We start from the raw sequence: 13355 nt of genomic DNA, 5'->3' as shown, positions 1-13355 counted from the left end.
CGCCTGCGTGAGCAAAGTAGCGCGGGCGTCCCGCCTGCGTGAGCAAAGTAGCGCGGGAGCACCGCCTGCGTGAGCAAAGTAGCGTGGGAGCACCGCCTGCGATCAATTCTCCAAAAGTTCCTTAATTCTTTGACTGCATCCAGTCCCTGGCCATCCATACCAATACTTGCACAGCCCCGCTTTCACAGGGTTTTCAAGAGTGTAATCGATACAGTGCCAGAAATCCTCATCGCCCCGGATCAGATGATCATAAGACTCACCTTGCCAAAATTGCCCTGACCTGCCCAGGATTCTGTTCGCGCCATGGGAGGTGAAAGACTTCCAGGAATGCAGAATCTTAGATAGATCCGACACGAGCTCGTTGCCTGTAGAAACCGCCGTGAATACAACGTGAACATGGTTTGGCATAACACACCATGCGTGCAAATTGTAACGCTCGCCATCGAAATATCTCAAGGCATCGATAACAAGCTGTGTTATTTGGGGATTCCTTAACCAACAATCTCCATAGCCTTGATCCATATACCTCTCGATTTTTTCCGAATACAAATACTTAAGCCTTTTATTTTCGTGATCGGAAAGCGGACGCTTGTTGCAAATAGCATTTCGTTGAACATCTTCTCTCTCAAATCTCCAGCTTTCAATTACATTTCGAGGGACGGATCCAGCTATACGAAAGGTAACAAAATATGTACCTGATTGAATCTCCAGATGTGGAAGGTTACGGTATCGAAATAACATGGACATAGACTCCTTTGTGAAATCTACATCCAACCCCCCACTAAAACCTTCGCCGGCGGGACGCCCGCGCTACTCTGACGCCGGCGGGACGCCCGCGCTACTCTGACGCCGGCGGGACGCCCGCGCTACTCTGACGCCGGCGGGACGCCCGCGCTACTCTGACGCCGGCGGGACGCCTGCGCTACTCTTCGCCGGCGGGACGCCCGCGCTACTCTTCGCCGGCGGGACGCCTGCGCTACACTCCGCAGGCGGGACGCCTACGCTACTTCGATTATATGCTATGTTGGAGCCATGTGTGGGATTTGCGGGCGCATCAATCGCGAAAACGGGGACCAGAATACACTCCGCAATTCCGTAGAGCAGATGATGCGTCTGATCGAGCATCGAGGACCGGATCATGGCGGTATGTGGAATGATTCGAGCGCTGCGCTCGGTTACCGCAGGCTGAGCATCATCGATCTTTCCCCTTCCGGAAATCAACCGGTATTGAGCGAAGATGGGCGGAAGATCCTGGTTTTCAACGGTGAAATCTACAATTTTCTGGAAATCAAGAAACGGTTCGCATCCGAAATCCGTTTTACAAGCAACAGCGATACCGAAGTTGTCCTTCGTCTGTATGAAAAGTTTGAAGAAGATTGCCTCCGCTACCTGAGAGGGATGTTCGCATTTGCCATATGGGACGCCGGCAAAGAACAACTATTTTTTGCCCGCGATCGCGTGGGGAAAAAGCCACTTTTCTATTCGGTTCAAAACAATAATTTTATCTTCGCCTCCGAACTGCGAGCGCTTCTGATTCATGAAGATTTCCATTTTGAAATCGACCCCGAATCGATCTATCACTATTTGAGTTTGCAGTATATTCCTTCCCCTACCACGATTTTCAAAAAAGTATTCAAGCTTCCACCCGCCCACTTCGGACTCCTAAAAAATGGCAAGGTCCGCATCCAGCGCTACTGGCAGCTGGACTACAATCAGCGGGAATGGACCGAACAGGAGGCGCTGAAACGGTTCGAGCAATTGTTTGGCGAGGCTGTCTCTCTGCGTTTGATTTCCGATGTTCCACTCGGCGCTTTTCTGAGTGGTGGCGTCGATTCCACGGCGGTCGTTTCGATGATGACCGCGACAGCCGGTGACCGGGTCAAAACTTTCAATATTTCGTTCGAAGAGGAAGAATTCAACGAAGCGCCCTTTGCCAGAGACGTCTCGGAAAAGTTCGGAACGAAACACCAGGAGTTCACAGTAAAAACGGATCACGCCGAAATCATTCCCAGGCTTGTGTGGCATTACTCGGAACCATTCGCAGATTCTTCAGCCATACCGCTTTACTATCTTTCCCGCATGACCCGTGAATTTGTGACCGTTGCCCTGTCAGGAGACGGCGGTGATGAGCTTTTTGGAGGTTATCCACGGTACGTTTTTCCGCAATCCTCTGTGTCCTCGAAAGATTCTGTCCCTTCGGTACTCGCGAACGCAATCAGCAAAATTCCGATGAATATGCGAGTAGTCTGGAGACTCCGGAAATTTCTGGAGGAAAAATTCCTGAATCTTCCGCCAATCTACTTTCAGAAAATTTGCTACTTTAATGAACAGGAAAAACAGGGCCTTTTTACTTCCTCTTTTCAAGAACAAACCAGTGAGCTCAGCACTCTCGAGTGGCTTACGCGCAAAATGAAGCAATTTAAGGGAGTGCCCTTTCCGCAGAATCTCATGGCCCTGGATACAGAAACCTATTTGCCGGATGACCTGCTGGTAAAAGCAGATATTGCTTCGATGGCTTGTTCGCTGGAAGTGCGCTCTCCCTTTCTGGATCAGGAATTGATGGAATTTGCCGCTTCTCTTCCCGTCTCCCTAAAGATCCAAAAAGGCGTTACCAAGTATCTGTTGAAATCTTATCTTCGAGGGAAAATGCCCGACGAATTTATACAGCGACCGAAAACCGGTTTCGGAGTTCCCTTACGAATGTGGTTTCGCAAAGAACTAAGGTCGATGACAGAGGATATTCTCTTAAGCCGGGCTGCGGTTGAAAGAGGTTACTTTAAGAGAAATACCGTCGAGAAAATGATTCACAGACATTGTTCCGGGTTGTTTGATCACACATATCAGTTGTATGCGCTCCTGGTCCTGGAGTTGTGGCACCAGATTTTCGTGGACCGCCGAGCATCTTCTTTGGTTCTATAGGCGTGTTAAGATAAGGACAACTTAGGAGGGGTACGATGCGGCAAGCGACACATTCTTACACGATAAAAAGTTTTGCATTTCTATTCGCAATTCTCCTTCTGGCTCTTGCGGTTCCCGCACAAGCGCAAGAAGGAACTCTCAACGGTGATGTGAAGGACTCGGATGGATTGCCTCTTCCAGGAGTCATCGTTACGGCAGCGGGTGGCGGCGTAACTAAAAACGCATACACCGATGCTGAGGGAAGATTTGTAATCGGTGGCCTGGCTGCCGGGAACTACGATGTTTCAGCAGAATTGTCAGGCTTCGTTACGATCACGCAGATGGATGTCGCCGTTAGTGCAGGTGATAATAACGTTTCGTTTGTGATGAGACCGGGCGGGCTGACAGAACTGATGGTAGTGACAGCTTCGAAAGTGGAAACTCCTTTGATCAATGCTCCGGCCACGATGAGCGTTGTAACCAGTGAAACGATCGAAAGCACGCCGGCGCAAAATTATGCCGACTTGCTGCGATCGGTGCCGGGACTGAATGTCGTGCAGACTTCAGCTCGTGACATCAACATGACCAGCCGTCAGGCCTCTTCTACGCTTGCTACTTCGCAACTTGCACTGCTCGATGGGCGTTCGATCTATCTGGATTTCTTTGGTTTCATTGCATGGGACTTCTTGCCGGTCAATTTTAGCGAAATCAAACAAATCGAAGTGATACGTGGTCCGGCTTCGGCGGTGTGGGGAGCCAACGCCCAGACAGGTGTTGTGAACATCATAACGAAAACACCCCGGGAAACACCGGGGTTTCAGATTCTTGTGAGCGGTGGCGCTTTCGATCGCGATGTAGATGATGGCGAGCAGCTGGATACGGGCACATCCTTTGGAACCAACGTCCGGTTCGCTCAAGCGGTTGACGACACCTGGTCTTATAAAATTTCAGCGGGCTATTTCACTCAGGATGCCTTAGCGCGGCCTGCAGGAACAGTTCCCGTGTGTTTGCCAAACATAGAGCAGGATGGATGTCCTGGAATTAGTTCGCAAACGGGCGGAGCTCCTTACGCGCGCGTGGCCTATGAAAACCGCGGCACAAGCCAGCCAAAAATTGATTTCCGGTTGGATCAAGAAGTCGATGAAGAAACCAGGCTTTCCTATTCTGCAGGGTACGCAGGAACAGAGGGGATCGTGCATACCGGCATCGGGCCCTTTGACATCGATAGCGGCTCCTTTGTGTTTTACGGCAAAGTCAATTACAGCCTCGGCGATTTCAAACTCAACTTCTTCACCAACATTCTGGATGCAGATTCCGCCAACTTGCTGACCCGTGGAGCGAATGGCCAATTCTTGTCCTTCACATTCAAAACACAAACCTACGACATTGAAACTGCGCATTCGATGCTGATTCGCGACAAACACATTTTGAGTTTTGGGGGAAATTACAGACGAAATAATTTTGAGCTTGAACTAGCTCAGGAAGCTGAAGACCGGAATGAGGTTGGCGGTTATATCCAGGATGAATTCTTCACCGATAAGTTTCGTCTCGTTCTGGGAGCAAGAGTCGATAAATTCAGCGTAATTGAGGATCCTGTATTTTCTCCGCGCATCACTTTCATGTTCAAACCGTCTCCTTCACAAGCCATCCGCGCATCATTCAACCGCGCGTTTCGTTCACCTTCTGCGATTAACAACTTCCTGGATACGGCAATCATTTTTGCCGCAGTGGATCTTCGTCCGTTCGGGATTCCGGTTCCTGTTTTCCCGATCATCGTTCCGGCATTCGGTAATCCCGATTTGAAAGAGGAATCCCTGACCGCTTACGAGATCGGCTACACAGGAGAGTTCGGCGGCCGCACTTCGGTGAGCGCCAGCTTTTACATCAATGACTCAGACGACAATATTAACTTTGTGCCCACCGGCGTCTATTCTTCCGCAAACCTGCCTCCGCTCTGGGCAGCCAACGGATTGCCGGCGTTTCTATTTGACATTGTTTCCGCTTCACAAGGCGGTCCTTTCCCTTCCGGCTTTACTTATTTGAATATTGGACCGCTACGCCAGCACGGATTTGAGCTGGGTGTGGATAGCATCGTTACAGATAATGTTTCCGTTTTTGCAAATTATTCGTGGCAGGGCGATCCCAAAATTCTGGATCCGGATTCCGATCAGCTACGATATCCTGATTCGGAGTTGATTTTCCCGCCGAAACACCGTTTCAACGCAGGAATGAATTACAACAGCGGGCGTTATCTGGCAAGCGCCGCTTTGAATTACACCAGTGAAGCATTCTGGACGGATGTGCTTTCCTCCGTATTTCACGGTCCGACCGAAGCCTTCACAACGGTGAGCGGATCCTTCGGAGTTCGCTGGCTCGACGGCCGCATCACAACAGCGTTGAAGGTCAACAACATTTTTGATGACAGAGTTCAGCAACACATATTCGGCGATATCATCCAGCGTTCCTGGTTCGCAGAAGTGATGTTCAACTTCTAATTAAATTTCACCACGGAGTCACGGAGAGCACGGAGACTTAAAAAAGTTTATTCTAACTCCGTGTTCTCCGTAACTCCGTGGTGAATGAATCATGACTCCCAAGATTTGGATCGGCACGTCCGGTTTCTCCTATCCGGAATGGAAAGGCTCCTTTTATCCGGAGGATCTACCTTCAAAAAAGTATCTTTCCTTCTACGCGAACCAGTTTCCGACCACCGAAGTCAACAACAGTTTCTACAGAACGCCAAACACAAAGACGGTCGAGGGCTGGTATAACGAAGTTCCAGCAGAATTTTCTTTCACATTAAAACTGAATCAAAGAATCACGCACATGAAGAAATTGCAAAACGTGAACGAAGAGATGGATTTCTTTCTGGATGTTGCTTCCCAGCTGAATGAAAAACTGGGAACAATCCTGGTGCAACTTCCTCCCTATTTCCGGAAAAATACAGCGGCATTAGAAGAGTTTGTTGCTGCTTATGCGAAGAAAGCCCGTTTGGCTTTTGAATTTCGTCACGCATCCTGGATGGACGTGGAAGTATACACCATTTTGCGGAACCACAATTGCGCGTGGGGAGTTGTGGAGGCGGAGGAGCAGGAAGCAATTCGGGAAATCACTGCAGACTTTGTTTATATGCGTCTGCGGAAAGGAGACTATACGAAAGAAGAATTACAGGTATGGGCTGATTGGATCAAAGCTCAATCAGTAGAGGTTTATTGTTACCTCAAGCACGATGAAAAGGCTCCGGTTCTTGCAAAACAGTTGAGGGAGACAATATTTCAATAAGTGCCACAGTCAGAAGCAATGAGACCAGCTAACCGGGACTCATCACTCATTACTCACTGGCACTAGGAGACGAAATGGGATTTTGGGATCTGATTGGAGCTTTGATCATTGGGTTGCTTGTTGGGTTAGTCGCGCGGTTTCTTCTTCCTGGGAGAGATCCGATGGGATGTCTGGCGACATCGCTGATTGGAGTCGCGGGTGGATTTGTCGGGGGTATGATCAGCCGGGCAATCTGGGGTGCGCCGGCTCCGGGAAAATACGCGCATCCCGGCTTTCTCGTGTCATTGGCCGGCGCGATCCTCGTGCTAATTCTCGTCCGTATCCTCCGCAGGTAATTTTTTTAAGCGTTTTTGTCCGATTGCTGCGGAACCCAGGCGAGCGCAACATTCTTCACGGAGATGTTTATTTTCTTCGGACGCATTTCAACGGTCTGAAAAGTTTCGGTTTGCGGATCGATACGCGTTTCCAGCTCGCGAGCTTCTATTTTCAATTGTTCTTCCAGATCGGCCAGCTGCTTCTGCAGGACCATTACCGACTCCTCGGCTCTGGCAATGTCCTGAGTTTCTTTCATCGACCGGCCCATGCCGCGAGCCGCAGTAGTTGCCCTTCCTAACGTAGAAGTACTAAGTTTCTTGCGCCCGAACAGAGCGCCGAGAACTGTGGTACCAAAGGAAATTGCTGTTTGAACTTTTTGCTGCTGCGCCTGCTGCTTTTCACGTTCGACAGTTTGCTCGGCGCGACGAATTCGATCCTGCAGCGAAGCAATCCGAGCCGAGTATTTCTGCCGGAGTTTTTCAATCTGGCGATCTCTTTCTTCGCGCGCTGCTTGCTGCAAACGGATTCTAAAGTCCTTTTCGGTTTCAGAAGGTCTGGAAATCTGCCCCAGCAGATTACTCTTGAACAACTTCAGACTCTGCGTACGAAATAGCCAATCAGCAAACGAGCGCTTCCATACAGCGTAGCTTTTTGGTGATGCAGCCTCCGGTGGTAGATCAGCGTAAGCCGCATCCAGCGGAGGAAATTTATCGAGATCCCCTTCAGCTACATCCATCCGTTCGGAGTTGTCCCAATCTGCGTTGAAATCATTCAGCAAGGAGATTTCCTGTTCCGCCGCGATTCCAACTTTTGCGTCCGCGTAGAAGATTTTTGCGCTGCCCCAAAGCTTTGGAGCATAGACGGCAGCATCGGAGCCTCTGATCGGCAAGAAGTACTGCGTGACTTCAGGTGGAAGGACCGGACGTTCTGCAGCCGCCGCAACCGTTGAAGACGGACTGGCTGGCGCTGCCACAACCTCGACAGTTTGCGCCCTTAAAGGTTTTTTTAACTTTTGAATTTGCGCGCGCGTGAGTGGACCCGCAAGATAAGACAAAGCCCAACGCGATTCGAACAGCACCGGTTCCTGTTCATGGACGTTCTTCATCAAGAAAATTCTGGTGCTAAGTCCCGCAAGCACCTGTTCCATCCCGGCCCGGTCGAACAATTGTCCGCCAGCAGCGACCCCTTCGAGACCTTCCAGTAACCTTGCCTTATCCCGTTCTGTTTGCAATCGCCCGATAAACCATGTTCCTGCATTTGCCAAACCTTTGTAATCAAGATCAACGGGATTCTGCGTCGCAAGGACAACTCCCAATCCAAACGCCCGCGCCTGCTTGAGCAAAGTCAGGACCGGTTGCTTGGAAGGAGGATTCGCCACGGGTGGAAAATAGCCGAAGATCTCATCCATGTAAAGTATGGCCCGAAGGCTGCTGGTCCCTGGTTGTGTGCGCACCCATCCGAGCACTTGCGTCAACAGAAGAGTGACGAAGAACATCTGCTCGGCATCGTTCAAGTGAGCAATTGAAAAAATCGATACGCGTGGTTTGCCATCGGATGTGAACAGCAAACTTTCAACATTCAGGGGTTCCCCTTGAAACCAGACGTCAAAACCGGGCGCAGCAAGCAAATGATTGATCGACAGGGCAAATGCAAATCGCTCCTTTGCCGGAAAAAAGGACTCGAGGTCGATGACACCGATTTTCGTAACGGGGGGCGTCTGAATTTGGTGAATGATTTCCGGAAGGTCCAGGTCTCCCTGCTTCCAGCCAAGATCGAAAATCGTCGAGAGCAGAATATGCTCGCGGCTGGTCAACGGATTCGCATCCATGCCAAGCAGGCTTAACAAGCTTGTCGCTGTTGTTGTGATTTTGTCGCGTACAAGCTCGGAGTCTTCCTGGATTTCACGCGCTGGTGCTGCAAAAGATTTCAAGATCGAAACAGGAGTTCCGGCGTTGCTGCCAGGCGTGTAAACGGTGAAATCGCAAGATTCTTTGAGTTTCCGGATTCTCTCAGCGTCTTGATCCCACTCCGCCAGACCATTTCTCCATAACTGCGCCTGCTTTGCCGCGAGTGCTTCCGCGGTTATCCCCTTCTGCGCCGCTTCTTCTTCGTTGATCCAGGGCGAAAACTCCTCTGTCGTTAAATCGGGAAATGTTAAGAGCAGATTCGCAAGATCCCCTTTGGGATCTATTACAATAGAAGGAATATGATCGATGGCTGCTTCTTCCAACAGACAAATGCAAAGTCCCGTCTTTCCGCTTCCCGTCATTCCAACGCAAACCGCATGCGTCACCAGGTCCCTGGAATCGTACAGGACTGGATTGTCCGTTCGTTTGCCTGTTTCGAGATCGTACTCGCGACCGAGATAAAAAACACCTAATTTTTCATAATCCTGCATTTCGAACCGCCAAGGCGCCAAGACGCCAAATTTTTAACTCTATTTATCCGAGTTATTATAAATCTATGAAACGGATACCTGTTGGAATTCTAGGCGCAACTGGAAGCGTGGGCCAGAAATTTGTTGAGTTGCTGCAGGATCACCCCTGGTTTGAGATTAGCGCGCTGGCGGCATCGGAGCGTTCTGCCGGCAAACGGTACGCAGATTCCGTCCCATGGATACAACAAACGCCCCTTGCTTCAAACATCGCGAACATGCAAATCCGAAACTGCGAGCCGGATCTTCCGTGCCGGATTGTCTTTTCCGGTTTGGATTCCAGTGTTGCCGGTGAATTGGAAATCACTTTTGCCGATGCCGGATATTATGTGCTTTCCAATTCCAGGAATCACCGCATGGATCCGGATGTCCCCTTGCTTGTTTCAGAGATCAACAGTGACCATTTACAACTTTTGGAGAGACAAACTTATAAAGGAGCGATCCTCACCAATCCCAACTGCTCTGCCACGGGACTTGTCCTTGCGTTGAAACCTTTGCTGGATTGTTTTGGATTGGAAGCAGTTCATGTTGTCACGATGCAGGCCCTGTCCGGTGCGGGATTTCCCGGTGTTTCCAGCCTGTCTATTCTGGACAATGTGATCCCGTTCATTTCCGGTGAAGAGAAAAAGGTCGAAACAGAACCCTTGAAGATCCTGGGGAGATACAAGAACGGATCCATCCGCAATCTGGATCTTAAGATCAGCGCGCAGTGCAATCGCGTTTCCGTTTTTGACGGTCATACAGAATGCGTATCTGTGAAGCTCTCGCGAACGATTTCTGAACAGGAAATCATTCGAGAATGGAATGACTTTTCAGGCGAACCTCAGGAGCTGAAGCTGCCATCGGCGCCGGAAAGACCAATTCATTACCTTCCTGAAAAAGATTCGCCTCAGCCACGTTTGCATCGTAACGTGGAAAAGGGAATGGCTGTGACAATTGGCAGGTTGCGTCCCTGCAGTTTATTCGACTACAAGTTTGTGCTTCTTAGCCACAACACAATTCGCGGGGCAGCCGGCGGAGCCATACTGAATGCAGAATTGATCGTAAAGAAAAGAATCTTTCCGCATGATCTCGACATTTGACGTCGCGATTCTTGGCACCGGCACGATGGGAAGTGCGGCTGCTTATTTCCTTTCGAAATCCGGATTGAAAGTCGTTGCGTTCGAACGTTTTCGCGTGGTCCATGAAATGGGAAGCCATAGCGGGTCAACCAGAATCATCCGGCATGCCTATCACGAATCTCCGGATTATGTGCCGCTCGTTTTGCGGTCCGATGAGCTCTGGCTTGAGCTGGAAAAAATCACAGCCAGACCATTGTTGATACGCACCGGCGGAATGGATCTGGGTCCGGTAGAGGGTACCGTGGTGGATCAAGCTCTGCTCGCCTGCCGTACTCATTCTTTACCCTATGAACATCTCAATGCAACGGAAGTCCTGCGGCGGTGGCCGCAGTTCAACATTCCGGATAACTGGCATGCGTGTTTCGATCCCAACATGGGTTTTCTAATGGTGGATGATTGCATAGCCGCTTATGCAAACGCTGCGAAATCGCTTGGCGCCAGGATTCACGAAAATGAGCAGGTGCTCTCCTTTGATTGCGCCTCTGCGATCCGGATCCACACCGATAAAGGTGATTATGAAGCCGGCAAAATGGTTGTCTGCGCAGGCGCGTGGAATCAGAAACTGCTTCGAGATCTGCATTTACCGCTTACGATCAAACGGAAAGCGCTGGTCTGGCTGCAGACTCAAAACCCCGAAAACTTTGAAGTGGGAAAGTTTCCGATCTTTCTAACTGATACGCCGGTGGGCCTGCTTTACGGTTTTCCCATTCACAAACACCCCGGTTTGAAAATTGCAAATCACCATGATGCGGGTCCGGCAGTGGATCCGGATTACGTGGATCGTGAGTTCCACTCTGGCGATGCTAAAGACGCTCGAGATTTCGCGCTGAGGCACTTGCGCGGCGTTACTTCGAATGTATTAGAAGGGAAGATCTGCCTTTACACACTCACACCCGACGAAGATTTCCTGATTGATCTGCATCCGGAGAACAAGAACGTAGCCATCGCGGCAGGTTTTTCAGGCCATGGATTCAAATTCGCGCCTGTGGTCGCCGAAATTCTGTCCGACCTCGTTCAAAAAGGAACCACCGATCATCCAGTTCAAAAATTCCAGCTATCCCGTTTTTTTAATTGAACCGCCAAGGCGCCAAGAACGCCAGGTTCTTAAATCAAATTAATTGAATTCTTGGCGACTTGGCGTCTTGGCGGTTAGTCTTTCTCGCCGAAGACTTCGGCGGTGAAGATTTCAATGATGGTATCGGGATCTTTCCATGCATCAGGTTCTAAGCCGGCTTTTCTGCAAGTAAAACTCAGGAACGTGTCGCGGTCCCAATCGTATTCAACAGCGACCTGCGGAAGCAACAGACCGCGGTGGTAGTCGCGTGTGAGCATGATTCCATGAGTGCCGGCAATCACTTCTTCAGGATTTGCAACCCGTCGAAATGCAGAAAGCACCGAGATCTCCAGATCCACGAATGGATATTCTTCGACACTGAGGGGCGGGAATCGGGGATCACGAAATGCGGCTGAGATCGCGCAATGAATGACAGTCTTTCCCAGTGGTTCCGATCCATCGGTTGAACCGATGCAGCCGCGGAGTTCTTCGTCAATTTTTAACGTGACAAAGGCGGCACCGGGCTCTTTCAAGAATTCTTCAACAGATGGAGCAATTTCTTTCTGGGTTTCCAAATAGGTCCGGATTGCATCGCGCGCCAGTTTTAGCAGAATAGTCTTTTGGGAAGAATCAAACACAATCTTTATGACTCTCCTGAAATCCGAATTTCCAGATTTCTCCGGTCCGGTCCTTGATCCCCCGGCAAATGCACTTTTGCGGTCCATTGACTAGGATCTGACACACCGCTCGTATTGAGTTCGGCATATCCCGGAAAAAGGGGCAATTCTTCAGGCGAAAGAAAACCGAGCAGCTGCCATGCCTCCTGACCATGCGACGCAAGATAAGATTCCACCGCTGCTGGACTGATCTCCGCCGACTCCAGAATCATTTCCGGATAAAAAAAGAAGAGATTCCGGTTTCCTACCAAAAATCCTTTTAAATCAGGTTTCCACTGGATTCGAATACGGCTGAGGAATGAGGAAGAGAGGAACAGAATCATTTGTCAGTTTCGGGCCATGGGAAACTGATCTGCGTCGATTTCTGTTAAAGATGCGATTTCCGGATAATGCACAATCTCGCGAACCACGTAAATCGGCTTCCGCTGCGACTCGTGATACGTGCGCGCCTGCAACTCGGCATTCAAACCCATCAACAGCAGCATAACCGACAACATGATTCCAGTAAAAGATGCATACAACAACGGATTGCCGCTCATATCGACTCCGGCAAAGAGGCGCAAACCGAGGACAACCGCGAATGTAAGAAAGGAAAGAAAAAGACAAAGGAGCCCTAGACCGCCAAAGATTTGAATCGGTTGGGTTGAATAAGTCATTAAGAATTTCACGACGAAAAGATCCAACATGACGCGCACTGTGCGGGAGAGTCCGTATTTAGATTTGCCCTTTGTGCGCGGATGATGTTTCACAACGATCTCTGTGACGGTTGCGCCTGCCCAGCGTGCCAGTGCCGGAATGAATCGATGCATTTCACCGTAGAGCTCGATGTGACGGATGATTTCGCGCCTGTAAGCTTTCAGAGTGCAGCCATAATCACGCAATTTCAGGCCTGTGATTTTGGAGATGACGAGGTTTGCAGCAACCGACGGCAGCCTGCGAGACCAGAAATGATCATGGCGTTCTTTGCGCCAACCGCTGACCACGTCATAACCTTCCTGTATTTTTTCCATCAGCAAAGGAATATCGGTCGGATCATTTTGCAGATCCGCATCCATCGTAACAATCACCTTCCCTTTTGCATGATGAAACCCGGCTGCCAGCGCCGCGGTCTGCCCGTAGTTGATCCCAAACCGGATCAATCGAATGTGCGGATCCCGTTGCGCCAGGCTCTTTAGAAGAACGAAAGAGTTGTCGGTGCTTCCGTCATCCACCAGAACGATCTCGTAGCTCTCCGTAAAACCGTGCATCGCAGCGGTAATCGAGCTCATCAAATCCGGTATGTTTTCCTCTTCGTTGTATACGGGAACCACAATCGAGAGGTCAAGATGTTGCTCAATCATAAACAGAACAGTTTATAGCAAATAGCGTCCTACCCGCAACCGCAGGTTTGGAGTGTAAGAAAGGAGATAGGGAGATAAAAGGGATACGGAGATAATTTTTTTTATTTTTTTCATCTCCTTATCTCCACTATCTCCACATCCCCCTTCTTACCTAACGCGGCATAGCCGACAACCAAAATGATAGCGGAGAGAAGTCCGAATATCGAACAAGGAACTCCGAACCGCAGAAGTCTG

10 protein-coding genes are annotated in these 13355 nt (G+C 49.9%); 6 read left to right on the top strand and 4 right to left on the bottom strand.

Annotated features, from left to right (window positions below; translation table 11 throughout):
• Positions 1-1032 precede the first annotated feature (1032 nt).
• The 4 genes from asnB (at position 1033) to L0156_11025 (ending at position 6515) form a co-directional block, all read left to right on the top strand.
• Complete coding sequence (gene asnB, locus L0156_11040) at positions 1033-2919, top strand: asparagine synthase (glutamine-hydrolyzing) (protein ID MCI0603533.1); 1887 nt, start codon at positions 1033-1035, stop codon at positions 2917-2919.
• 35 nt (positions 2920-2954) lie between these two features.
• Positions 2955-5393, top strand: a complete 2439-nt coding sequence (locus L0156_11035; protein MCI0603532.1) for a TonB-dependent receptor — start codon at positions 2955-2957, stop codon at positions 5391-5393.
• Positions 5394-5484: 91 nt separating this feature from the next.
• Positions 5485-6180 carry a DUF72 domain-containing protein gene (locus L0156_11030; GenBank protein ID MCI0603531.1) on the top strand — a complete coding sequence of 232 codons (696 nt, stop codon included), beginning with the start codon at positions 5485-5487 and terminating at the stop codon, positions 6178-6180.
• Positions 6181-6254: 74 nt separating this feature from the next.
• The gene (locus L0156_11025) at positions 6255-6515 is read left to right on the top strand and encodes a GlsB/YeaQ/YmgE family stress response membrane protein (GenBank protein ID MCI0603530.1); all 261 of its coding nucleotides are present in this window, start codon (positions 6255-6257) and stop codon (positions 6513-6515) included.
• A 5-nt stretch (positions 6516-6520) separates the two neighbouring features.
• On the opposite strand, the gene L0156_11020 is transcribed toward L0156_11025, so the two are convergent.
• Positions 6521-8893, bottom strand: coding sequence for an ATP-binding protein (locus L0156_11020; GenBank protein MCI0603529.1), 2373 nt, complete (start codon positions 8891-8893; stop codon positions 6521-6523).
• Positions 8894-8958: 65 nt separating this feature from the next.
• Between L0156_11020 and asd the strand changes: the two genes are divergently transcribed.
• Together asd and solA are read left to right on the top strand one after the other, a co-directional pair.
• Positions 8959-10011: an aspartate-semialdehyde dehydrogenase gene (gene asd / locus L0156_11015; protein ID MCI0603528.1), complete on the top strand. Its 1053-nt coding sequence runs from the start codon at positions 8959-8961 to the stop codon at positions 10009-10011.
• The gene (gene solA, locus L0156_11010; protein ID MCI0603527.1) at positions 9995-11125 is read left to right on the top strand and encodes an N-methyl-L-tryptophan oxidase; all 1131 of its coding nucleotides are present in this window, start codon (positions 9995-9997) and stop codon (positions 11123-11125) included. The genes asd and solA overlap by 17 nt, the downstream gene beginning before the upstream one ends.
• 74 nt (positions 11126-11199) lie before the next feature.
• Here the strand turns inward: solA and amrA are convergent, their stop codons facing one another.
• The 3 genes from amrA to L0156_10995 are packed head-to-tail and all read right to left on the bottom strand — an operon-like array spanning position 11200 to position 13121.
• Entirely contained in the window at positions 11200-11742 is a 543-nt protein-coding gene (gene amrA / locus L0156_11005; GenBank protein ID MCI0603526.1) for an AmmeMemoRadiSam system protein A, read from the bottom strand.
• 5 nt (positions 11743-11747) lie between these two features.
• Positions 11748-12104 (bottom strand): hypothetical protein, encoded by a 357-nt coding sequence (locus L0156_11000; protein MCI0603525.1) that lies wholly within the window; start codon positions 12102-12104, stop codon positions 11748-11750.
• 3 nt (positions 12105-12107) lie between these two features.
• Complete coding sequence (locus tag L0156_10995; protein MCI0603524.1) at positions 12108-13121, bottom strand: glycosyltransferase family 2 protein; 1014 nt, start codon at positions 13119-13121, stop codon at positions 12108-12110.
• Positions 13122-13355: the final 234 nt, after the last annotated feature.

It is taken from the genome of bacterium, assembly GCA_022616075.1.
Classification (GTDB): Bacteria; Acidobacteriota; HRBIN11; order JAKEFK01; family JAKEFK01; genus JAKEFK01.
This window is presented reverse-complemented; position numbering and strand designations above follow the sequence as displayed.

What these genes read in the sequence shown, in the direction of transcription:
- asnB (MCI0603533.1), top strand. Translation starts at nt 1,033, where the DNA reads ATGTGTGGGATTTGCGGGCGCATCAATCGCGAAAACGGGGACCAGAAT.
- L0156_11035 (MCI0603532.1), top strand. Translation starts at nt 2,955, where the DNA reads ATGCGGCAAGCGACACATTCTTACACGATAAAAAGTTTTGCATTTCTA.
- L0156_11030 (MCI0603531.1), top strand. Translation starts at nt 5,485, where the DNA reads ATGACTCCCAAGATTTGGATCGGCACGTCCGGTTTCTCCTATCCGGAA.
- L0156_11025 (MCI0603530.1), top strand. Translation starts at nt 6,255, where the DNA reads ATGGGATTTTGGGATCTGATTGGAGCTTTGATCATTGGGTTGCTTGTT.
- L0156_11020 (MCI0603529.1), bottom strand. Translation starts at nt 8,893, where the DNA reads ATGCAGGATTATGAAAAATTAGGTGTTTTTTATCTCGGTCGCGAGTAC.
- asd (MCI0603528.1), top strand. Translation starts at nt 8,959, where the DNA reads ATGAAACGGATACCTGTTGGAATTCTAGGCGCAACTGGAAGCGTGGGC.
- solA (MCI0603527.1), top strand. Translation starts at nt 9,995, where the DNA reads ATGATCTCGACATTTGACGTCGCGATTCTTGGCACCGGCACGATGGGA.
- L0156_11000 (MCI0603525.1), bottom strand. Translation starts at nt 12,104, where the DNA reads ATGATTCTGTTCCTCTCTTCCTCATTCCTCAGCCGTATTCGAATCCAG.
- L0156_10995 (MCI0603524.1), bottom strand. Translation starts at nt 13,121, where the DNA reads ATGATTGAGCAACATCTTGACCTCTCGATTGTGGTTCCCGTATACAAC.